We start from the raw sequence: 23572 nt of genomic DNA, 5'->3' as shown, positions 1-23572 counted from the left end.
TTTTAATGGGTTAAGTTTTCGGCCCATTTATATGTAAGGAATCTCATATTAACTAAGATAAACTTAATAATTTCTTCAACATTTACAATTGCGATAATTACATATAAGTCTAACTCAGTGAAGATGCTTAAGATAAAGGCAAGTGGAACACCAATACCCCACAATACTACTACTTCTGCAATGAAAGCAAAAACAGTGTCACCACCACTTCTTAAAGTTCCGATAATATGCATTGCGTTTGTGAATTTAATTGGGACATAGAAACTAAAGACAATTAATAATAATCTAATGTTACTTTTTGTTGTTTCACTAATATCTCCAAATAGATTTGGAATATAAGGACTTACAAAGAATAAAATTACTCCAAGTAACACCCCAAAGATCAAAGTTAATCTAACAAATCTTTTACCCCAGTTTTTAGCTACTTCAATTTTACCTTCACCTAGTTTATTACCAAGCATGATAGCACAAGCACTAGAAACACCTGCATTTACTACCCAAACCATACCCATGATTTGATTAGTAATTTGGTAACTAGCAATTGCATCTATACTGATAAAACCGAAAGCAATGAGATACATTGTCATTCCTAGACCCCATAATGTTTCATTTAAGGCTACAGGCAAAGCTTTTTTAAGTAATTTTGCGACAAAGCCTCTCGTAATTTCTTTATAGATTCTAAAGTTAATTCTAAATACTTCTCTTTTGGTTGTTGCCATATAGATAACAAAAATTATTAAACTGACAACTGAACTGATAACCGTTGCGATTGCAGCTCCTCTAATTTCCATTCGGGGGAATCCGAAGTTACCAGTAATTAAAGCGTAATTTAGGAATGTATTTATTAGTACCATTATAATTGAAACTATTTGCGGGAAGATTACTTTCTCGACACTTCTCATTAACATATTTACAACAAAGCTCATCGCTGTGAAGAAATATGAGAAGGATGCAATTTTTAAGTATCTCATTCCTAGTTCTTTAACTATCAATTCATCAGCTACTTCACCACTGTTTAAATATATCTCCATGATTGTTCCACTAAAGAACTGGGCAAAGATAAAGAAGACGAATACAACAACAGTTGAAGCAATAATACTTATAATAAATGTTTTATGAATGCTTGTAATATCCTTTGTTCCCCAGAACTGAGCAAAGAATATAGCTAGCCCACTAACAAGTCCAAAGTTTATCATAATCATTAAGAAGAAAAAGTTAGCACCTATCCCGACTGCAGCAACTGCATTATCTCCTAAACCTGATACCATTACAGTATCAATAAAAGCTAATAATGAAGTTAGTAATTGAGACAAAGTAATAGGTAATCCAAGACGGATTACCTTTTTATAAAAGTATTTATTGGATGTTTCTTGTTTTATTATTTCATCCATTATTTTAATTCTTTTAAGAAGCTAGTTCCAAATTCAGCTTGTTTAGTTTTAAAGTTTTCACTAATCGTTGCTCCTAAATCAGCAAATGTTTCTCTAACTTTAATTTCTCCACCTTTAAGGCTTGGACTATAAGCTAACATTGGGACATATTCTCTTGTATGATCAGTTCCTGGCATGGTAGGATCATTACCATGATCTGCAGTAATCATTAGTAAGTCATCATCTTTTAACAGAGTCAGTAACTCACCTAATTGTGCGTCAAATTCCACTAATGCATCACGGTACCCAAGAGGGTTTCTTCGATGTCCGTATAAGGCATCAAAATCAACTAGATTTAAATAGGCTAAACCAGTAAAATCTTTATTAGTAAAATCAATGAAGTTTTCCATACCGTGCTTATTAGAAACTTGTTTATAAGCATCAGTAACTCCCTCGCCATCATAAATGTCTTTTATCTTACCAAATGAAACAACATCTAGTCCTGCTTCTTTTAAATAATCAAGAGTAGTTTTTCCAAAAGGTTTTAAGGCATAATCATGACGATTAGCAGTTCTTGTAAAGCTACCTGCTTTTTCACCAATAAATGGACGGGCGATAATACGACCTAATTTCCATTCACCTTCTAAAGTCATTTCACGAGCAATTTCACAGGCTTTATATAAATCATCTAGACCTACATATTTAGGGTCTTCATGAGCAGCTATCTGCAAAACACTATCTGCAGATGTGTAAACAATTAAATCACCAGTTTTCATTTGGTGCTCACCGTACTCATCAAGAATTAATGTTCCACTTGATGCTTTATTAGCTACTATTTTACGACCAGTACGTTTTTCTAATTCATCAATTAACTCCTTAGGAAAACCAGTATCAGTAAAGGTATTAAATGGTTTAACTATTTTTAGACCCATTAATTCCCAGTGACCTGTCATCGTATCTTTACCATTACTAATTTCTTTCATTTTTGTGTAATTACCAATTGGTTTATTAGTACTTGAGACACCTTTGATTTCAGTTATGTGTCCATATCCTAATTTCTCCATATTAGGTAATGATATTCCATTTGCCGCTTCTGCGATATGTTTTATTGTATTACTACCAATATCTCCGAATAGATCTGCGTCTTCTAATTCACCGCACCCTACACTATCAATTACTATTACAAATACTCTTTTAAACATTGTTATTCCTCCTTGTTACCACTTCGTGGATGGTATTCTTCATATACTTCTTTTAGTTTTTGTTTTGAGATGTGAGTATATATTTGTGTTGTCGAAATATCTTCATGTCCTAAGAGTTCTTGAACAATTCTTAAATCAACACCATTCTCTAATAAATGTGATGCAAAACTATGACGTAAGGTATGAGGACTTACATCTTTCATAATTCCTGCTTTAAAGGTTAAGTTTTTCAGTACTTTATAAAACCCAACACGGCTTATATTACTACCTCTAGTATTAACAAATAAGATATCACCAGGTACTTTTTTAAGAATTGTACGACCTTTATCAATATATTGTTTTAAAGCATAAGCTGCTTCAAAACCAATCGGAACGATTCTTTCTTTATTACCTTTACCATAAATATTAATAAACCCCATATTAATATGTAGATCACTTAACGTTAAGGCAAGTAATTCACTTATTCTTAAACCGCAACCATATAATAATTCAAGCATTGCTTTGTTTCTTAGTTCTAATGGCTCATCACCATCAGCAGCTACCATTAAAGCATCAACTTCTTCAACATTAAGTACGACTGGGAGTTTCTTTTGCTTTTTAGGTAAACTAACACCTAAACTAACATTGATTGAAACTAGTTTCTCTAATAATAAGTATTTATGAAATGATCTAATCGCACTCATCTTACGACTTATACTTGAAGGTGTATTGTGTTTTCTTTTTAGTCTTGCGATAAAGTTACGAATATGTTGTTTCGTAATATTATTAGGATCTTTTATCACATAGTTTTTTTCTAAGAATTCAATATATTCCTTTAAATCAGTAATATAAGAATAGATTGAATTTGGACTTAGTCCTCTTGTTACTTTTAAATAATACTCATACTCTTTCAATAATCTCTTTAACATTATAACACCTCCACGAAAATTTGGAATACTAAATTACCAAGTAAAATACCATCTCTTGTAAAACGTAAATATCCATTATTTACTTCAATAATATTTTGATCTAAATACTTATTTAAATCAGGGAAGTAAGTTAAGATATCAATGTTGTATTTTTCATTGATTTCATTAATATTTATCCCTTTGATCAATCGTAAACCAAGCATCATTTCTTCATTTAAACTATCGTACTCATAACTAGTATGAAAAGTAAAATCATCTTCTTCAATCATCTTGATATATTTAGTGATATTAGTTGGATTATAATACCTAAATCCTTGATACATAGAATGACTTCCAGTACCTACTCCTAAATACTCTAAATTTAACCAATATGTTTTATTATGAAGTGATTCAAAACCGGGTTTACTGAAATTAGAAATCTCATATTGCATCAAGCTATTTTCTTCTAAGGTGTTAATCACTTTATTATACATTAAGCCTTCTAATTCTTCACTATTCATGCTTATTTTATTTTTGCCTAATAAGTAGTACAGTTTGCTTTTCTCCTCTAAAATCAAAGAATAATAAGAGATATGATCAGCATCTAATTTAAGGACTTCAATTAGATCTTTTTCTAAGTCATCTTCTGTTTGATTTACGAGAGAGAATATCATATCAATACTAATGTTTGTAAAGTCGTTTTCTCGTAATAACTTAATCGCATTTAGTACATCATTTTTAGTATGGGTTCTTCCTAAGAATTTTAATTGCTCTTTATCAAATGTTTGAACGCCGATACTAACACGGTTTATATTATATTTCTTTAATAGTAGAATTAATTCTAAATTATAATCATTTGGATTACTTTCAGTACTAAACTCTAAAACATTATCCATATCTATTAGATTATTGATTGTGATCAGTAATTTTTCTAGTAATGGTAACTCCAGACTTGTTGGTGTTCCACCACCAATATATATGGTTTTAACGTTCTTAATCTCATTTCGGTGATATTCTAGTTCTTTGATAAGAGCGCTAATATATTTTTCTTTTTTTGATTGTTTTGCCATTTCTTTATGAAAATCACAATAAGTACAGATTTGTGAACAAAATGGAATATGAATGTACAAACTAGTTAACATAATATTCACCTCATTTATATTCTACCATAGAAAACACTGTAATATAAGTAAATAAAGACAAAAAAAGAAGAAATTATAAAATTTCTTCTTCATTATTTATTGACTCATTTATTGACTCTTCATCCTCTTTTGGCGAGGTTTCTATGTAATCATCATTAACCTCTTCGTTTTCTTTAATGAACAACTCAGGATTATCAATTTCATAAAAAGCTCTTTCACGGTATTCTTGCCATACTTTATCATCTACAACCATTGTTCTGGCAAACCTGTCTTGAAGTGTTCGTCCATGGCTATCACCAAATAGTAATACAAAACAGATTATATAGACAATAAACAACGCAAAACTTACAGGTGTACTAATCGCTTCTATTTGTGCTAGTAAGGCGATAACAGTAAAGAATGATTGTCTTACTAAATAGATAATAATATTTCCTGTATTACCATCAAAACTTATGATTCTTGTTCTAGCTGCCATTTTACCTAAAGTTTGACCTTTAGTTAAAACGGGAACAATTAAGTTTAAGAAGAGGCTAATTACTTGATAAATAACAATCAAGGTTGTAGCATACTTAGCTATATCTTCAATAGTTCCAGTATTAGATATGGTAAAGAATAATGAAATGAGAATCCCTAGAACCACTAATTCAATAAACCCATCAGCTAAACTTCCACCAACTCTACTCCAAGGATTAGATTTGGCAATTTCAAGATGATTTGGTTCAATATATAACTGTCTTGTTAAATCCTTTTCCATATGAATCCCCCTATAATGAAGAAGCCACTTTCGTGGCTTCTAATTTATTCTTTAGTTACTAATTTTTTAGCTTTTGGTTCAGCTTTTGGAGAAACTTCTTTTCCTTCTTTAGGTTTAACACTTAATAAATCAGGTAAGTTCATTCCTGCCATATTAAATACATCTTCTAGTGGAGGTAAACTTGATAACATACCACTTAAGAATTTTGCAGTCGCTGGTTTACCATCTCCTCCGCTACCTAGGTTGTCCCATACAGTAACTTTATCGATGTTAATTCCTTTAATTGCTTCTACTTGAGATGCTACGATATTTTCTAGTTTATCAGCGATCATTAATGATACTGCAGATGTTGTATTTCCACCAGCTGCTTTTACGATGTCATTGAATCCTGCTGCTTGTTTAGTTAAGATTTCATTAATACCATCAGCTTGTGCTTTCATTTTGAAGAAGATAGCGTCTGCTTCCCCGCGTGCTTCACGACGAGTTCTTTCAGCGATTGCTTCAGCATCAATTTCTGCTTTTTCTTTTTCAATTTGGGCATTTACTAAGATATCTGCTTCTTTTGTAGCTCTTTCTCTTGAAGCACGACCAAGTTCGGCATCTTTTTCAGCTAAATAAGCTTCTTCTAATGCTTTGGCTGATTGCACTTTTTCAGATGCAGTAGCTCTACGTAAAGCTTCAGCTTCACGTTCACGACGTAATGCTTCTGAGTTAGCGATTGTAACTTTTGCCTTATTTTCACCTTCAACTGCAAGTGAGTTAGCAAGTGCTACATTAGTTCTTTCATCTTGTTGGGCATTGGCTTCACCAATTGCACCATCTCTATTTTTCTCAGCAACTGTTTTACGAGCATCATTGATAGCTTTTGCAGCTGCTTCTTTACCTAACGCTTCGATATATGATGATTCATCACGAATATCTGTAACGTTAACATTGATTAGTTTTAAACCAATTTTTTTAAGTTCTTGCTCAACGTTTTTAGAAACATTTGCTAGGAATTTATCACGATCTGCATTGATTTCCTCGATATCCATTGTTGCGATTACTAAACGTAATTGCCCGAATAAAATATCTTTAGCTAATTCTTTTACAGCGTCATGTGAAAGACCTAATAATCTTTCAGCTGCATTTTGCATAATTCCCGCTTCTGTTGAAATAGCTACTGTAAATCTAGATGGTACATCAACACGGATATTTTGTTTTGATAAGGCATTAGTTAAGTTAACCTCAATACTCATTGGGGTTAAATCAAGATATTTGTATGCTTGAATAACTGGCCATACAAGTCGTGCTCCACCGTGAATACAGTTTGCACTCTTAGTTACACCTTCGGCACCCTTTCCGACACTCCCATAAACTACTAGGATTTTGTCTGATGGACATCTTCTGTAACGTGATGCTAGTGCCACTACTACAACAAATAGTATGACAACAATAATTAATGTAATTGTTAAAATTGGATCCATTTTACTTTTCCTCCCTGTTTTTGATTTCTTCTACTTCTAGCATTTCATTTATTATCCCTACAACTCTGACTTGGCTTCCAGTACTTATTGCATTGTCTTTTGCCATTGCGTCTAAAGTTTTAAGTGACTCTGATAAAACAATTTGAACTTTCCCAATTCCTTCATTTCGCTTGGGAATCGGAATATATACACTACCTTGTTTACCAATTGCTTGTTTTAAATCAACATTACCTTCTTGAGATAATTTCTCAAACAAGTAATAAACCATAGCAATTAAGAATAACATTATAGTCCCTGTTGTGAGTGATATAAAGAATATACCAACTCCGCCAATTTCACCGGCGTTAGTTAGAATAAATCCTGTCCATCCAAATACCATAAAGAAACTAATAATTCCTCTAATAGTAAATAAATGCATTGTCATGCTTATTCCATCAGCTATATCAACATCAACATCAACTTCTGCATCAAAATCAGCATCTATCTCAAAGTTATCTCCGATACCAATGAACGTGAATATTGATTGCAAAATGAAGAATGCACTTGAACCGACAGCTATATAAAAGTAAGCGTTACTTAATACACCTGCTAACAACATAATAAACCCTCCTCTTTGTTTCGACTCTATAATTATATCACAGCAGATAATAGTTGACAATTCTAAACAAAAATATACACAAGTGTCTTTACTAAGACGATAAATAGTATTTATATCACTTTTGTCTTTGAAATCTTTATAATTTCAGTTCAAAAAGTTCATAATATGCTATAATTGAACTATAAAATAGTTGTGAGGGTATTAATATGATTAAAGCACCGATAACAAAAACAGGAGAAATTAGATATTTAGAATTTATCAAAATTTTCGTTTTGGTATCGTTTTTTATTGCCTTAATTATGACAGTTATTGATCAACCTCAATTCTTACTACATATTTCACCAATTATTACTGGTAATGTATTAAGTGTTATAATGGTAGCTTCATTAATATCAACGATTATAACTGATTTAAGAACTATATTTATAACTCTAAAAGAAGTTATTATTACTTTCATACCAGTTTATTACTTTAAAACTGAAGAGCAATTTATGGAGTTAATTACTCCGTTTATTTCAATATTCAAAACTGATCTATTACAATCGAAGTTATGTGTTGTTCGTTGTTAGAATCCCTGTATTTTTAATATATATTTAAAATACAGGAGGGAAAAAATGAATTTTTTAAAAAACTTTGTAAATGAATACAAAGAAATTTTAACGATGAAAAAAACATATAAAGATACTAGTAATAAGACTAATCTTATTATTAAAACGTTATCTTTAACTTTAATAATGGCTGTTGTTGCTTTATTAACAGCACTACTTTTCAAAACTACAGAGAATCTAGGCTATCTATTCACAATGTTGAATATGATTGTTTTAGGTTCTTTTATTATTTACAAATCATTACATGAACTTTATATAAGAGCAAGATTGAAAGCTGATTATAAGATAAGAACACTTTTATTATTTGGTTCATTGGAACTAATCATTCTATTGTTATTATCTAATCTATTAATCTTTTTAACGTTGATGCCTAATACTACTTCTTATTTCTTAATGATTATATATGTATCTTTACTTATAATCTTTGTGGGAATTCAAGCAGGTTTGGAGACACAGCTCAAGAATACTAAATTTCATATAACTAAATTACTTCAGATATTTAAGGGTTCAATATATATCTTTGCTCTTTATTACGTTTTAGCAGTTTTGATTGCACCTTTTGATTTTTTTATAGGTACAATCATTATCTATTTTACTATATCGCTTGTTTATTTCTATAAAGTAATCACAAATGATGCTTTAGGTTATATATACAAAAGACGAGTATATTTTGCTTGTGGTGTTTTTGTTGTGGGGATAATGGGTTACTCAGTAGTAAATTCTGATATGCCGATAATACTCAACCCCTTAGGATTGAAAGTAACTGAGAATGCAAATCAGGAGTACTACGGTAATTCTAATATCGTTGTAACAGATGATGAAATAATTAATTTACAGGCAAACAAGATTCAGTTTTATAACTTTGACTTAGAGTTAACCTATACAATTAACAATTCACCTTTTACGAGGATCCATCAATGGGGCGATGAGATAGTTGTTAGTTATTATGAGAATACTTATGTCGATAAGTATTACTGTAAAGAGGCTACTTTTTATAACATTGTTGATCATCAATTAGTGTTTAGAGAGAAAAGTAAAGTATATGATGAAGGAACATATTACTATTACGATGGTAATTATGTCGTTGGATATAGTGATGATATTGGTTTTATTAAAGATGATTGTTATTATGAGAGTTTGACAACTAATAATCAGTACAATGAAAATACTATTATTGAGCAACAAAGCAATTATATAATGGTAAGTATTGACGGTATTGATGGAATTATTACTAATAAGGATCATACGTTTCGCAATAATACACCTTTTAAGAATACTCTAATTCTTTATAGTAATGGATATATCCTTACTGAGATTGATCGTGATGGCGATGATGAAACTACAGATGATATATTCCTTGGTTTAATCGAAGCTGAAGACTTCTTATACCAAAACACAGTTTCTCAAAATGCTAAGGTTATTGATGTTGGTGAGTATGGTAGTATTGAAACCTTTTATTATACAGAAGATTATATAGCTATTAGTGCAAGTGGTTATAGTGAATATCCATACAAGACTCATACGTTCTTATTAGACGACGGGCTACTTTTTACCAAAGAATCCTTTAACATTAAAGGCGCTAGTGGTAATTTACTAGTTTCTTATGGTTTAAACACGCTTGAAATTGGGGAGATTGATAAGTTAGTTTACTTTAAGATGACAAATAAAATCCAGACTCTAGCTTTAGTTTCCTTAGTTGTTTTGATATTTACAACAATGCCTCTTCCCTTCTTAAAAGGAGGTGAACTTGATGATTAATGTATATATATTAGGTTTAATTACCTTTGCCCTAATTGCATCTATTGTACGAGCAAGCTTATTAAAGAGTTTTTATATTGGTGTTATGAGTTCAATTTTCAGTATGTTTTTAGTAGCATTAATGGCCTATGTCTCACTATTTCAAGGATTCATATTCGTAAGTGACTTTCCAGTTTTAAAAGTTATCATAAGTGGAATAGCTATTGTAGGCATGGTTATAAGTTTAGTTTCAAAAGATAGAAAAGCTATTGTCAATATAGTACTATCTAACGTCTTCTTTATCTTCAATCTATGTATATTACCAATACTAGTAATATACAATGCATCAAGTAATGCAGATACTGATTATATATTACATGGCTTTTTGTTTAAGAATATTCTATGGATTAGTTTTCTATGTTTATTTTATTATTCGATTATGATTCTGAATGTATTCTTAGGTAGAACTAACGGTATTAATAGTTCAAATGTTTATTTGAAAGACATAAAGAATTTAGAAAAGAGCAATTTACCTGAAGACCAAAAAAGATACTCTAATCATAAAAGATTTTTATATAGCATTGAGAATACTTTTTACCCAATTAGCTATTACGGGCTATTTGTAGTTGCCGTGCTATTTATTGGGTTTTCCAGTATGTCATATACTAACTCTAATTCCTATATTCAAATTAAAAGTATGTTATACAGAGATCTATCAACCACAGAATCAAGTTTTATGGACGACTATGATAACTTCAATCTCTATTACAGTCGTGATGATGAGGCAACCGATGTAAGAATATATGATACTTGTGTAATTGATAAAACCTTAGAGGTAGAGACTTGTATAGATACAAGAAGCTACTCTACTGTTAAGATATCTAATAATGTTGGTTTGTACTTTGAATCAAAAAAAGAAATCTATTACTACGAAGACGAAGTTATAACAAGATTGTTTGATTATGATGAAATGAATGTATTTGGGATTTATTATCTATACAAGTTGGATGGTAAAGTTTACTTAGAAACAGATGATTTTAAGTGGGAACTAAACGGTAATACCGCAACGGTAATGAATGAATTTGAGTCAATCAATGATTTAGGAAAAGTATTGATTAGAAATGGCCATGTTCTTATTAGTTCAAATGAGAACACTACTTTGATTGATGGTATTGAGTATGACATTGATACTAATATCGATTCTATTCAATTTTTTGAGGATATGATAACCGATGGACAGTATGAGTTTAAAGATGGTGAGGTACTAAATTTTAGTGATCATAAATCTTACCTATATAATATCGACGGTGAATACTACCGAAAAATAGGTGATAGTATTTTTGATTTATTTGTTAATGTAAAAGATGAATATGATGTTATAAGAATAACTGATCATTATATGATTAGTAAACGGTATATCACTGATCAAGATGACAATACTTATATAGGCACCACATTGTACTCAGATGATCACGGTTTAAAAATTAACTTTCAAGCTCATTATTATAATGTCAACTTCTCGGTATTTTGGATGTTTGCATTATACTTAGTTCTTAGTGGTTTATATTTTGCCATAAGAAAAGAGACTTATCGAATTCGATAAGTCTCTTCATTTTTTTATTTAATCATCTAAGCTAAGAACACTTAGGAAAGCTTCTTGTGGTATTTCAACATTACCAACTGCTTTCATTCTTTTTTTACCTTTTTTCTGTTTCTCTAATAATTTCTTCTTACGAGAAATATCTCCACCATAACATTTAGCTAATACATTTTTACGCATCGCACTAATTGTGCTTCTGGCGATAATTTTTGTATTAATGGCTGCTTGAATTGGCACTTCAAACATATGTCTTGGGATAATTTCTTTTAGTTTTTCAGTAATTGCTTTACCTCTACGGTATGCGAATTCTTCATATACAATTGTACTTAAAGCATCGACGATTTCACCGTTTAGTAAGATATCCATTTTAACAAGTTTGTTTTGTCTGTATTCACTGAACTCATAATCAAAACTTGCATATCCTTTTGTACCACTTTTTAAGCGATCAAAGAAATCATAAACAATTTCTAATAACGGCATTTGGTATGTAAGTTGGACACGGCTATCACTAATATATTGCATATTTTCAAAGACACCACGTTTAAGTTGACAAAGTTCCATAATAACTCCAACATATTCTTCAGGAGTCATGATTGAAGCTGTAACATATGGTTCTTCTAAGTAATCGATTCTTTGAATTGGCGGCATATCACAAGGATTGTCAACCTCGACCATTGTTTTATCTGTCATATAGACTTTATAGATAACACTAGGGCTAGTTGCGATAATTGGGATATTGAATTCACGATCGATTCTTTCCTGGATTATTTCCATATGAAGTAATCCTAAGAATCCGATTCTAAATCCAAATCCTAAAGCTTGTGATGTTTCTGGTTCAAAAACTAATGATGCATCATTTAGTTTTAGTTTATCTAATGCTTCTCTTAATTCATTATATTTACCACTATCGATTGGATATAACCCACAGAAAACCATCGGGTTTAATTGACGGTAACCAGGTAATGGTTCTAAAGCGCTTGGATTAATACTAGTTATCGTATCTCCAACACGAACATTACCAACATCTTTAATAGAAGCTGTTAAGAATCCTACGTCTCCAGGAGCTAAGTATTCACGTTTTACTTCTGTTGGAGTTGTTACTCCAACTTCAACTACTTCATAAATAGCTTCACTTGCCATCATTTTGACTTTATCGCCTTTTCTGACTGTTCCCTCAACAATTCTGATTGAAGGGATGACACCGCGATATGCGTCGAAATATGAATCAAAGATTAAAGCTTTAAGTGGTGCTTCTGGGTCACCTTTTGGTGGTGGGACTAGTTCAACGATTTGTTCTAAGATATCTTCAATACCAAGACCTTCTTTAGCACTAGCTAAAACTGCGTTAGAAGCATCAAGACCAATTACGTCTTCAACTTCTTTTTTAACTTTTTCAGGGTCGGCACTTGGTAAGTCTATTTTATTAATTAATGGGAGTATTTCTAAATCATTATCTAATGCTAAGTAAACATTAGCTAACGTTTGCGCTTCAATACCTTGAGCGGCATCTACTACTAAGATAGCACCTTCACAAGCTGCTAAACTACGAGATACTTCATAGGTAAAATCGACATGACCTGGGGTGTCGATTAAATGAAAGATGTATGATTCACCATCTTTTGCTTTATATTCTAATTCTACTGCGTTTAATTTTATTGTTATACCACGTTCACGTTCAATATCCATTGTATCAAGTAATTGAGCTTTCATATCTCGTTTGCTAACAGTGTTTGTTTGCTCTAAGATTCGATCAGCTAAAGTACTTTTACCGTGATCTATATGAGCAATAATACTAAAGTTACGAATTTTCTCTTGTCTTATTCTTAAGGCATCAAAATCTATTTTCTTACTCATAAAATCACCTCCATTTTAACGCTAGTTTATTTTACATTATTTGCCATCATAAAGCAATAAATTTCACCTATTTATCCTTATCTAGTGAATGTCAGGTTAAATTGATCACTTAAATCACTATTAAAGGCATAGTCGTCTAGATTAAATCGTTTCATATCTTCTATGTTATTTAGTTTATTCTTTACTAAATAATCAAAGAATAAACCTCGTGCTTGTTTAGAATATGTTGGTTGGTTTAGATATTTATTATTCTTTAACTGCATAAAATTGATATTAATTATATCAGTATTTAAGATTTTACTAAATTCTTTAGAAGCCAGGTTTATAACTAGCTCATCTTTAAAGTAATGATCTAATTCCCAATGTTTATAAAGATTTATGTTAAGTTTGGCTTTCATATCTAATCGGTAAGGTTTAATCAGTGTTCCTGGTTCTAACAAACCATAAAATGCATCAAGGATTCTTAAGTGATCTTCAATATAATTATACTCTGCTTCTTTATAACTTGATTTATCGATATTGAAGTAAACTAAACCTGTATAACTGACAAAGGCATGATATGATTCTGCCTTTGAGAAGTTCTTCAAATTATGATATGTATTATTTAAGATATCACCTTTAATAGAAAGAGCTTTACCTAAATCAGTTTTAGTTAGTTTTCTTAAAGTGCTTAGAACTATTTTATGTTGTTTTGGAAAGAGTAATCCTTTATCATTTAAGTACTCGTTCTTCGCTAGTTTCATTGTTTTACTAGGGGATAGAATAATCTTCACAAAATCACCTCAAATATTATTATACTATATGATATAATATATACAATTAAAAGGAGTGATATTTATGCTTGGAATTTATTTATTTCAACGCTTTTTAAATAAAATGGATGATTATAAGTTTGAGAAATATTGGGAAATAAAGATTTTACGTAAACAAAGAATGTACTGGGGGTTAGCCGCAATATATTACTTTGTAGCGCTAGGAATTATTAACCAGATCCTGCTTTATGGCAATCAAAGTCTATTCTTAGGACTATTAGTAATAGTCTTTACCGCAGTAATTTATGGTGGTTATTTTATGAGAAGTCTTTTAAGATTTATTGGTTTAAATAATGGAAGATACATGCAAATTAAAACAGGGATGTATCAAGATAATAATACAAGTGGATTTAGTAAAGATAACGTAGTAGGATAAAAATAAAAGGCACATAATGTGCCTTTTTTATATACTTTCTTCTTCTGTAATTAAAGGTTGATCCTTTTTTAGGATGATATAACCCAATAGCGCATATATAACAATAATTAGTGGTGTAGAGATTATACTATTTATAACAGCAGAAATTGTGTAAACTATATACATTTGCGAGAACCCCATATGATCAAATAAATTAGTTCTTGAGAAAAACTCAAAAAATAGAGAGAATGAAAGAATTGAACTAAGAATAATAAGTAGTTTATTACTTTTAGTTAAAAGAGACTCTTTCAATGTAACAAACAGTATAGTTAGTATAACCAAGACATTCAAAATGAGTTTAGCGTATAAAACAAAATTATGAACTGCTTCAGTCTCAATTGTTTCGATATTGGTGAGTTTTAAGTATCCATAAGTACCTAGAGCTAGTATAGAAAATACGAATATGATAAGCGTAATTATTAGTATCTTTTGTCGTATGATACATTCCCTTATATTTAATAGTAACACAGTAATAAGTATTGGTGTTGTTGCATTTAGTAGCATCATTGAAATTGCCATCATCATTGAAGCTCTTTCCGAATTGAGCCAATTATCGTTGTCGAAAAACGATTTGTATTGTAAGTAGTAAAAATATGTTGTAATAAATCCTGACAAAACTATAATTGCGATTGCAATATACCCTATGTGTTTTTTCTGCATAATATCCCCCTTGTTAGTTCGAATTTTCGTATAAAAAAAGCGCTGTACAACTTCCTCTTGCTTCATAATTATACCATATATAGGAGATATGTAGTCATAATAACCAAATTTGATATTAAACTCTAGTGATAAAGATTACCTTTACATAATGTTAATTAGGTAGTAAAATTGAAATTAGTTGTAATGACATTATCTGTGAAGTCATTGCTATATGTTTAGGGGGTAAACTATGAGGAAAATGATTATTGTGTTTTTGATAGTATTGATTCCATTTATATCATTATTTTCAGTTTATAGTAGGCTTCAAAGTGATGATTTATGTGGAATAGAAATCAATGAATTCAATCTAGAAAATTTGATAGTGGAAAGCGCTTTTAGTTATAGTAACTCATATACTTTTTTAGATTCGTCAGATTTATATTATGATGAGTTCTTAAGTATTTCAAAATCTACATTAGAACGTTTATATAATGATAATTGTTCTTATCTTGGTGGTACTTACTATGGTGCACCTTCGCCAGTAATTGTCATTGCTCTAAAGACTACAAGTAATGAGAAAATATTTTTGTCTTTTTATGAATTAGAAAGCTTGAACTACTCAAACAGATATAGTGTTGACATAGTTTATTACGAAAATGGTGAACCTGTGGAACTTCGTTTTAATAATGTTGAGCATAAAATGATTACCGAGTTTATGAAAGGTAAATAAAAAGGAACTGAATAACTCAGTTCCTTTGTTTTATTCAATTAATGATTTATCCAAAAGTCTAACTTTTAGCCAGTTCCAGCAGAATAATATCCCTAGACTTCCATAAAACACATAGTCAGATAAAGTTTTTAGAAATACAACCAAACTATATGACAATGCAGAGAAGAATGTTATATTACGCTCTAATACAAATCCAAAATTACCAACTTGATAACTTGAAACTAAAGTTAATATAACTCCAGTATAATAAGAGATTACCAAAATATTAAATAGTTTGTCTTTCAACAATCCTTTAACTAACATAACTATTAAGATCACAATAAGTGAAGCAAGTGAAATTCCAATAATTATAAAAAAAGTTTGCATATTATCGATAATCCTGTCGAAATAGACATATAAAACAACATCTACTGTACGTTTAGCCAAGGCCACACAGAAGCCAATTACAGGTAGGTAAACAAATAATGTAAAAAGACCATTAAATCTAAATGTTTCAAATTTTTGCTCTTTTATCCTAATGATTGCAAAGCAAGAAACAATAAAGTATCCAACAAATGGTAGAGTATTTAATAAACTTGTATAATTCATATACACAAAATAGTTACCGATAAATGAAGTACTTTCCAAATCCATAGTATATAGCATTACTGTATGAATTACAGTAATTACCATAGCACCAATTACTGCGAATAACATAACTTTTCTAGACATCTCCACACCTCTTCCTAAGCAAAGTATAACACAAATTAAAAAGGAATTGATTAAATCAATTCCTTTTTTTATAAATAATAACTTATAAGCCATGTTCTGTACCCATAAAGGGCGGCAACCATTTATCTCTGCTTAAAGCAGCTCCATTGTCGATTCAAAATTCTCGCGTTGGAGTGCCCCTACCAAGTTTGGGTTTCTAGCTTGAGGGGTTTACCCGTTCCACCTGAATAGTTTCCTATCCAGCTCGTCTCTGTGGCACTTTTAAAGATACTAATACCATTTAACAGGTACGTTCTCAGCCGTTACACATTACTGTGTACATAGAGTTATTGTTTCCTCTATCACAATCACTACAAGCATCGCAGCTTGTGCTAGCATGGACTTTCCTAACGTTTACACGCTCGGTTGCCCGGTTATTATTATAATTCTTCTTCTAGTATTTCTTCGATTGCTTCGATACAGTATCCGCAGGCAATACCTGCGTTTGTTTGATCACTTATATCTTCAGCAATCTTTGCGCCATCTTTGATGGCTTTAAGTATTTCTTTGTAGGTTATTTCTTCACAGTGGCATATGATTTCTGATAAATCTCGTTTCATAGTAACCTCCGGTGATTAATAATTATTCTTTTTCTGTTTTTGGTGCTTCTTTTTTAACTTCTGTTTTAGGTCTTTCGACTCTTTTAGGTTTAGGTAATGTATCTTTTCTTGATAAGTCGATACGTCCTCTGTCGTCGATTCCGATTACTTTAACAGTAATGAAGTCGCCAAGGTTACAAACGTCTTCAACTTTAGCTACACGTTCGTGTGCTAATTTAGAAATATGACATAATCCGTCAGTACCTTTCCATAATTCAACAAAGCATCCGAATTTTTCTACTCTTACTACTTTACCTGAATAGACTTCACCTCTTTTTGCTTCTCTGATGATGTCTTCAATTAGTTTAACAGCAGTTTCGATATCTTCGTAGTTTGTATGCATGATTGTAACTCTACCATCTTGTTCAATATCGATTTTAACATCGTTTGAAGATTCGATGATTTTAGTAATCATTTTACCACCAGGACCAATAACGTCTCTGATTTTGTCTGGAGAGATTTGCATCAATCTAACTTTAGGCGCATGTTCACTTACTTGAGGTCTAGATGTATCAATAATTGAATTCATGTTATCTAAGATTTGCAAACGAGCAATTCTTGCTTGTTCTAATGCTTCTCTCAAGATTTCTTCTGAAATTCCAGCGATTTTAATATCCATTTGTAAAGCAGTGATTCCGTCTTTAGTACCAGCTACTTTAAAGTCCATATCTCCGTAATGATCTTCCATACCTTGAATATCAGTTAGGATTGAATAGAAGTCTCCTTCTTTAATTAATCCCATTGCGATTCCAGCTACAGGAGCTTTGATTGGAACACCGGCAGCCATTAAACTCATACTACCAGCACAGATAGTAGCTTGTGAGCTACTTCCGTTTGATTCTAATACTTCACTCACTACGCGTACTGTATAAGGGAATTCTTCTTCGTTTGGCATTACTTGACGAAGTGCTCTTTCACCTAACATACCGTGACCAATTTCACGACGTCCAGCTCCACCGTAACGTCCAGTTTCACCAACTGAATATTGTGGGAAGTTATAATGTAGCATGAATGTTTTTTTAACCATTTCATCCATACCATCAACTTTTTTATGTTCGCTTAAACTACCTAGTGTAGTTAAAGCTAATGCTTGTGTTTGTCCACGTGTGAACATAGCAGAACCATGAGTTCTTACAAACATATCAATTTTAGACTCTAAAGGTCTAAGTTCATTTAATTTACGACCATCAGGACGTACTTTGTCTTCAGAAATTAATCTACGCATTTCATTTTGAACTGTTTTAGAGCATACGCTTCTAACGTCCCCTAATAATTTACGTAAGTCATCTTTGTCCATCCCTAGGTTGTCTTCTTCAAATTGCTCTACTGCTTTCTTAGTAACAGCACTGATTGCTTCACCACGAGCTAGTTTCTCTTCAATTTTTACTGCTGCAATTATTTCAGTACCAACTAAAGTTAATACTTTTTCCTTAATTTCATCAGTAACTACTTTATAGATGAACTCACCATTTGGTAAACCTACTTCAGCAATAATCTCTTCTTGGAATGCAACTAATTTCTTAATCCATTCATGTCCAAACATGATTGCTTGTAACATATCTTCTTCATTAACTATTTTAGCACTAGATTCTACCATGTTAACAGCGTCTTTAGTTCCGGCGATAGTTAATTCAATATCACTTAATTCTAATTGTGCTTGTGTAGGGTTAACGATAAATTTACCATCAATTCTACCTACGTTTACTCCAGCGATTGGTCCTTCAAAAGGAATATTACTTACACCAAGTGCTAAACTTGATCCAAACATTGCAGTCATTTCAGGTGTATTATCAGTGTTTGCACTGATAACTGTGTTTATGATTTGTAAATCATAAGCAAATCCATTCGGGAATAACGGTCTGATAGGTCTATCAATAAGTCTAGATGTTAAAGTTTCATTATCACTAGGTCTTCCCTCTCTTTTTAAGAATCCTCCAGGAATTTTACCTGCAGCATACATTTTTTCGGTGTATAACACCATTAGTGGGAAAAAGTCAGCAGTTGTTGGTTGTTTACCGATAGCACAAACACTTAATACAGCAGTATCTTCGTATCTTACTAAAACAGCACCAGCAGCTTGTTTAGCTACCTCACCATGCTCAACGACTAATTTTCTTCCGTCGAAATCCATTTCGAATAATCTCACATTACTCATTTATTTTCCTCTTTTCTCTTCTTTTGTTTTTTCCGTATAGATAGTATCACATTATTTGTAAAAAAGATAGTTATTAGTCAATTTTTTTTCATATATATATATGCAAAAAAAAATAGCAGAGATTAACTCCCTGCTATTTTCGCATTAATTTGTATCCACCATAGACTGGTTTAATATCATTAACTGTTATAACTACATCCTCTTGGAATGATCTAATTTGCTTGACTGTTTGCTTTACTTTTTTACGCGGAATATGCATATAAAGAATCTCTCTTTTGTCATTCATTCCGTACGCACTAACACTCGTAACTGCTAACCCATTTGCTCGCAAATGTTTTGCTAGTTTTTTACCGTGAAGTTTATGAGCAATAACTTCGATATTTGTAACCCCTATTGCAAGTTTATTTTCTAGTAAACTTCCAAGGAAATTTCCAACAGCAAATCCTAAAGCATAAACAACAACTTTGAAAGGATCTTCTGTGATATTTTGTAAGACAGCACTTACAACAAGAACCCAAATAATAACTTCAAAAAACCCTATAGCTGCGCCTTTAACTCTTTCGTCCTTAGTAATTAGAACCATCCTCAAAGTCGCCAAACTCACTTCAATAACTTTAACAACAAATATTACTAAATATAATGTAATACCACTCATTGTAAACACCTCTTTTCAATTATTTTTTTGTGTATTAATAGCCCATATAATATACCCGTTATTTAGCTTTGTCAACACTAATGTTTACAAGTTTTTTTGAAAGTGTTTTCAGTGATTATTTAGTCATAGAAAAAGCGACCTACGTCGCTTTAGTTTTTGTGATTTTTTTTGGTTTTATTTTTGCTTTTTCATTTGCTTTTAACTCATTAAAATACTCAACACTTGTTTTAATAATTCCTGTAATTGGAATAGCTAGTATGATTCCGGTTATTCCAAATAATACCCCAAAGAATATGAAACTAACTAAAACAAGTAAAGGATGAAGGTTTACCTCTTTTCCCATGATATAAGGTTGTAAGATATTTCCTTGGAATGCTTGTAAAACACCATTCACACCAATTAATCCAATAAATGTCCATTCACCAAGCCATAATGTGTCTTGGACTGTGAATGAGTATAAGACTGGTAGTAATAAACCAATGAAACTACCAATGTAAGGAATTATGTCTAAGAATCCTAAGATAAAACCAAAGAAGATAGCTCGACCAAAGTTAAATCCGAAGGCAAAGAACATAATCGATAACAAAATCGACATAACTAACATACTTAAAAATCTACCATTAAAGTATTTTTGAATTACATAGTTAGCTCGTTTACCTAATTCCTTTGCGTGATTCTGATAGTTTTTCGGAACTACCGAAACAATACCTTTGAAAATCGTTTCTTTTTCTTTGAGTAAGAAGAATAAGAATACAGGAATTAAGACAATTACAACGATGAGTCCACTTAATCCTCGTAATATGTTAACTGCGTTAAATATTACTGGTTGTGCGTTTTCAAAGTTGATATAACTTATAACAGTATTATATATATCTTGATATGTATCATTACCAGCAATAAAGTTATTAAACCAATCAACAATACTTTCTAGATCATTTTCAAGAAATGAAACACCTTGTTTATAAATGATATCTCCAACAAAGTATGTAAACCCTGTTAATACAGCAATAACAATAATAAATACAATTATCACAGTGAGTATTCTTTTCTTTATTTTGGCTTTTTCTTCTAATAGTGTTACTAAAGGTTGTAATAAATAACTCATGAATAATGCAATCCCAAATGGAAGTAAGATTGAGTTAACAGCACTCCTAAATACACTAATCTGTGAACCAAACAACTCGTTAATATAATACATTGAAATCAATGCTAATGTAATAATCCCCATTGTTTGGAGAATTTTAATTCTTCTGTCTTTTTTCATAGTATCATCTCCTACATGTGATATTATATCAAATATTTAAGTAATTATATATAGTGACAAGTAAATAAAAAAAGGCACTTGAAGTGCCTTTTTAGTTTACTTATCTTCTTAAACCTAAACGTTTAATTAATTCTCTATATCTTACGATATCTTTTTTAGCTAAGTATTTTAGTAAGTTTCTTCTGTGTCCAACTTTCATTAGTAAACCACGTCTTGAATGGTGATCTTTCTTATGAATTTGTAAATGTCCGTTTAACTCTTCAATTTCTTTTGTAAGAATTGCAACTTGAACTTCTGGACTTCCAGTATCGTTATCTTTGATTTGGTAATCTTTAACGATAGCTAATTTAGCTTCTTTGCTCATTGCCATAATTAATTCCTCCTTATATTTTTTCTTACCTAGAACCTAGTAGATCGTTGGAGAACGATAAACAAAGTATTAGGCGCGTTTATTATTATAGCATACTGATTACAATATGCAAGTAATATTATATGATATCTTGTAAAATCTTAAGTGAATCTACACCATCTTGATCAATTTGTGCAACAAGGGCTTCAACAGAGTCGAATTTTAATTCATCTCGTAATCTTTTAATGAATTTAAGTTCGATTGTTTCCCCGTATATCTCTTGATCAAAATCAAAGAGATATGATTCAACACTAACATCTGTCATACAGTTTAATGTTGGGTTGTGACCAACACTACTCATTGATTTATGCCAAACTCCTTGAACTTTTGTTAAGGTAACGTAAACACCAGTTTTAGGAATTAAGTAATCATTCGTATCAATGTTTGCTGTTGGATAACCGATAGTTCGTCCTTTTTTAGCTCCGTGAATTACTTCACCTCTAACACTGTAGTAATCACCCATTACATCAAAGATTTGATCAACTAAACCGCTATTTATTAAATCTCTAATATGAGTACTACCAACTTTATAACCATCATAAGTGATTTCATCAACGATGATGGTATTGATTTCTGGATGCTCTGTTAAGGTTTTAACACTTCCACTACCTCTGACACCAAATTTGAAGTCAAACCCACAGACAATCGTATTTATCCCATTTAAATAGTAATTAATAAACTCATGGGGATGTAATGATGCTTTCTCTTTGGTAAATTCGATAACATATAAATAATCGATATCAAATTCTTGGATGATTTCGATTTTTCTTTTAAGTGGTGTGATATAAAAATAATCTAACCCAAATAAAATACTTTTGGGATGGATATCAAAAGTTATTACGGCTTTTTTTAGATTGTGCTTATTTCCGTATTCTACTGTTTTATTAATTAAAGCTTTATGCGCTAAATGGACACCGTCAAAAAAGCCGATAGCTGCGACTGTGTTTGGGGCTATTTTTCTACCATTTAGTTTTATTACTTCCATATTATTCAGTCCTTTTATAAATATTGATTGCTTTCATTTTTGGTTCTGTTGGATGTTTATCATAAATAGCTAATAGGTTATTGTCTTCATCAACTATTTTAGTTAAAGTGTGTTTATTAAAATATCTAAGACTTATTGCCATTCCGTTCTTGATATGATGTCTAAAGTCATCATGAATAACAACTGTTTGTAATTCGTCTAAAGCATCTGGTAGAGATATTAGTTTGTAGTTCCCTTTTTCGATTTCTTCTAAGGTATAACTATCCTCTATCTTAAACTTACCTGCTTTGGTACGATGTAGCTCATAGTTATGACTAGGATATCCTAGTTTTTTTCCTATATCATAAGATAACGTTCTAACATAAAGACCTTTAGAAGCAAGGACTCGGTAGCTGAAATAAGCTTTATCTTCCTTATATACAATATCACTTATTCTTTCGATGTCAAATACTTCGATATCCCGAGAGGGGATATCAGGTATTGTGATACCTTTTCTAGCGTATTCGTATAGTCTTTTACCTTGATATTTAATGGCGCTATACATAGGAGGTGTTTGGGTATATATACCTTTAAATGAAGCGATTACTTCATCAACATTCTCTAAGTCTTTTACAACAGCTGTATCGATAACTTCTCCGGTTTTATCTAGAGTTTCCGTTGAAGAACCAATACAAATTTCTGCGATATATTCTTTTATATCATTGTTTAAATATTTAATTATTTTTGTTCCATGGTTAACACCTAATACTAAAAGACCAGTTGCGTCAGGATCTAAAGTTCCTGTATGACCGATTTTCTTGGTTTTTAGGTATCTTCTTAAGACATTAACTACGTCATGAGAAGAGTAGTCTTTTGGCTTGTTTACTAATATAATTCCGTTCATAATATCACCGTAAGTATTATAACAAAAATGCAAAAAAAAACCAAGTTTTAAACTTGGT

General features: G+C 31.2%; 23 protein-coding genes and 1 other RNA gene. 5 read left to right on the top strand and 19 right to left on the bottom strand.

Annotated features, from left to right (window positions below; translation table 11 throughout):
• Positions 1 to 2: 2 nt before the first annotated feature.
• The 7 genes from KQ51_RS06230 to KQ51_RS06200 all read right to left on the bottom strand — a co-directional run bounded on the left by KQ51_RS06230 (position 3) and on the right by KQ51_RS06200 (position 7419).
• Entirely contained in the window at positions 3 to 1391 is a 1389-nt protein-coding gene (locus KQ51_RS06230; protein ID WP_038470285.1) for an MATE family efflux transporter, read from the bottom strand.
• The gene (gene deoB / locus KQ51_RS06225) at positions 1391 to 2578 is read right to left on the bottom strand and encodes a phosphopentomutase (RefSeq protein ID WP_096334945.1); all 1188 of its coding nucleotides are present in this window, start codon (positions 2576 to 2578) and stop codon (positions 1391 to 1393) included. Before deoB ends, KQ51_RS06230 begins: the two co-directional genes overlap by 1 nt.
• Positions 2575 to 3480, bottom strand: coding sequence for a site-specific tyrosine recombinase XerD (xerD, locus tag KQ51_RS06220; protein ID WP_038470278.1), 906 nt, complete (start codon positions 3478 to 3480; stop codon positions 2575 to 2577). Before xerD ends, deoB begins: the two co-directional genes overlap by 4 nt.
• Positions 3480 to 4601: a radical SAM family heme chaperone HemW gene (gene hemW / locus KQ51_RS06215; RefSeq protein ID WP_052609289.1), complete on the bottom strand. Its 1122-nt coding sequence runs from the start codon at positions 4599 to 4601 to the stop codon at positions 3480 to 3482. The genes xerD and hemW overlap by 1 nt, the downstream gene beginning before the upstream one ends.
• A gap of 73 nt (positions 4602 to 4674) precedes the next feature.
• Positions 4675 to 5355, bottom strand: coding sequence for an RDD family protein (locus tag KQ51_RS06210; protein WP_038470275.1), 681 nt, complete (start codon positions 5353 to 5355; stop codon positions 4675 to 4677).
• A 44-nt stretch (positions 5356 to 5399) separates the two neighbouring features.
• A complete protein-coding gene (locus tag KQ51_RS06205) occupies positions 5400 to 6821 on the bottom strand; it encodes a flotillin family protein (RefSeq protein WP_038470272.1) in 1422 nt (473 codons plus the stop codon).
• Position 6822: 1 nt separating this feature from the next.
• Positions 6823 to 7419, bottom strand: coding sequence for a hypothetical protein (locus KQ51_RS06200; protein ID WP_038470269.1), 597 nt, complete (start codon positions 7417 to 7419; stop codon positions 6823 to 6825).
• A 206-nt stretch (positions 7420 to 7625) separates the two neighbouring features.
• Between KQ51_RS06200 and KQ51_RS06195 the strand changes: the two genes are divergently transcribed.
• The 3 genes from KQ51_RS06195 to KQ51_RS06185 are packed head-to-tail and all read left to right on the top strand — an operon-like array spanning position 7626 to position 11367.
• Complete coding sequence (locus KQ51_RS06195; protein ID WP_038470266.1) at positions 7626 to 7988, top strand: hypothetical protein; 363 nt, start codon at positions 7626 to 7628, stop codon at positions 7986 to 7988.
• Positions 7989 to 8033: 45 nt separating this feature from the next.
• Positions 8034 to 9785: a hypothetical protein gene (locus KQ51_RS06190; RefSeq protein ID WP_038470263.1), complete on the top strand. Its 1752-nt coding sequence runs from the start codon at positions 8034 to 8036 to the stop codon at positions 9783 to 9785.
• Positions 9778 to 11367 (top strand): hypothetical protein, encoded by a 1590-nt coding sequence (locus KQ51_RS06185; protein WP_038470260.1) that lies wholly within the window; start codon positions 9778 to 9780, stop codon positions 11365 to 11367. Before KQ51_RS06190 ends, KQ51_RS06185 begins: the two co-directional genes overlap by 8 nt.
• 18 nt (positions 11368 to 11385) lie before the next feature.
• On the opposite strand, the gene lepA is transcribed toward KQ51_RS06185, so the two are convergent.
• Positions 11386 to 13218 carry a translation elongation factor 4 gene (gene lepA, locus KQ51_RS06180; protein WP_052609288.1) on the bottom strand — a complete coding sequence of 611 codons (1833 nt, stop codon included), beginning with the start codon at positions 13216 to 13218 and terminating at the stop codon, positions 11386 to 11388.
• A gap of 77 nt (positions 13219 to 13295) precedes the next feature.
• Positions 13296 to 13991 (bottom strand): YaaA family protein, encoded by a 696-nt coding sequence (locus KQ51_RS09455; RefSeq protein ID WP_052609286.1) that lies wholly within the window; start codon positions 13989 to 13991, stop codon positions 13296 to 13298.
• Positions 13992 to 14055: 64 nt separating this feature from the next.
• Between KQ51_RS09455 and KQ51_RS06170 the strand changes: the two genes are divergently transcribed.
• A complete protein-coding gene (locus KQ51_RS06170) occupies positions 14056 to 14406 on the top strand; it encodes a hypothetical protein (RefSeq protein WP_038470257.1) in 351 nt (116 codons plus the stop codon).
• 27 nt (positions 14407 to 14433) lie between these two features.
• Here KQ51_RS06170 and KQ51_RS06165 read toward each other — a convergent pair whose 3' ends face one another.
• Positions 14434 to 15105, bottom strand: coding sequence for a hypothetical protein (locus KQ51_RS06165; RefSeq protein ID WP_038470254.1), 672 nt, complete (start codon positions 15103 to 15105; stop codon positions 14434 to 14436).
• A gap of 229 nt (positions 15106 to 15334) precedes the next feature.
• Between KQ51_RS06165 and KQ51_RS06160 the strand changes: the two genes are divergently transcribed.
• Positions 15335 to 15814 carry a hypothetical protein gene (locus tag KQ51_RS06160; protein ID WP_038470251.1) on the top strand — a complete coding sequence of 160 codons (480 nt, stop codon included), beginning with the start codon at positions 15335 to 15337 and terminating at the stop codon, positions 15812 to 15814.
• A gap of 30 nt (positions 15815 to 15844) precedes the next feature.
• Here KQ51_RS06160 and KQ51_RS06155 read toward each other — a convergent pair whose 3' ends face one another.
• From KQ51_RS06155 to truB, 9 genes are all read right to left on the bottom strand, one after another.
• The gene (locus KQ51_RS06155) at positions 15845 to 16525 is read right to left on the bottom strand and encodes a hypothetical protein (protein WP_038470248.1); all 681 of its coding nucleotides are present in this window, start codon (positions 16523 to 16525) and stop codon (positions 15845 to 15847) included.
• An 80-nt stretch (positions 16526 to 16605) separates the two neighbouring features.
• An RNA gene (gene rnpB, locus KQ51_RS09610) (RNase P RNA component class B) lies at positions 16606 to 16942 on the bottom strand.
• A 2-nt stretch (positions 16943 to 16944) separates the two neighbouring features.
• Positions 16945 to 17124 carry a (2Fe-2S)-binding protein gene (locus KQ51_RS06150; RefSeq protein ID WP_038470245.1) on the bottom strand — a complete coding sequence of 60 codons (180 nt, stop codon included), beginning with the start codon at positions 17122 to 17124 and terminating at the stop codon, positions 16945 to 16947.
• Positions 17125 to 17146: 22 nt separating this feature from the next.
• The gene (locus KQ51_RS06145) at positions 17147 to 19318 is read right to left on the bottom strand and encodes a polyribonucleotide nucleotidyltransferase (protein WP_038470242.1); all 2172 of its coding nucleotides are present in this window, start codon (positions 19316 to 19318) and stop codon (positions 17147 to 17149) included.
• A gap of 133 nt (positions 19319 to 19451) precedes the next feature.
• Entirely contained in the window at positions 19452 to 19973 is a 522-nt protein-coding gene (locus KQ51_RS06140) for a DUF2179 domain-containing protein (RefSeq protein ID WP_038470239.1), read from the bottom strand.
• 139 nt (positions 19974 to 20112) lie between these two features.
• Entirely contained in the window at positions 20113 to 21237 is a 1125-nt protein-coding gene (locus tag KQ51_RS06135; RefSeq protein ID WP_038470236.1) for an AI-2E family transporter, read from the bottom strand.
• A 100-nt stretch (positions 21238 to 21337) separates the two neighbouring features.
• The gene (gene rpsO / locus KQ51_RS06130; protein ID WP_038470233.1) at positions 21338 to 21607 is read right to left on the bottom strand and encodes a 30S ribosomal protein S15; all 270 of its coding nucleotides are present in this window, start codon (positions 21605 to 21607) and stop codon (positions 21338 to 21340) included.
• Between the two features lie 118 nt (positions 21608 to 21725).
• Positions 21726 to 22631, bottom strand: a complete 906-nt coding sequence (locus tag KQ51_RS06125) for a bifunctional riboflavin kinase/FAD synthetase (RefSeq protein ID WP_052609284.1) — start codon at positions 22629 to 22631, stop codon at positions 21726 to 21728.
• A gap of 1 nt (position 22632) precedes the next feature.
• Entirely contained in the window at positions 22633 to 23514 is an 882-nt protein-coding gene (gene truB, locus KQ51_RS06120; protein WP_038470226.1) for a tRNA pseudouridine(55) synthase TruB, read from the bottom strand.
• Between the last annotated feature and the right edge of the window lie 58 nt (positions 23515 to 23572).

This window comes from Candidatus Izimaplasma bacterium HR1 (assembly GCA_000755705.1).
GTDB lineage: Bacteria > Bacillota_I > Bacilli_A > Izemoplasmatales > Izemoplasmataceae > Xianfuyuplasma.
This window is presented reverse-complemented; position numbering and strand designations above follow the sequence as displayed.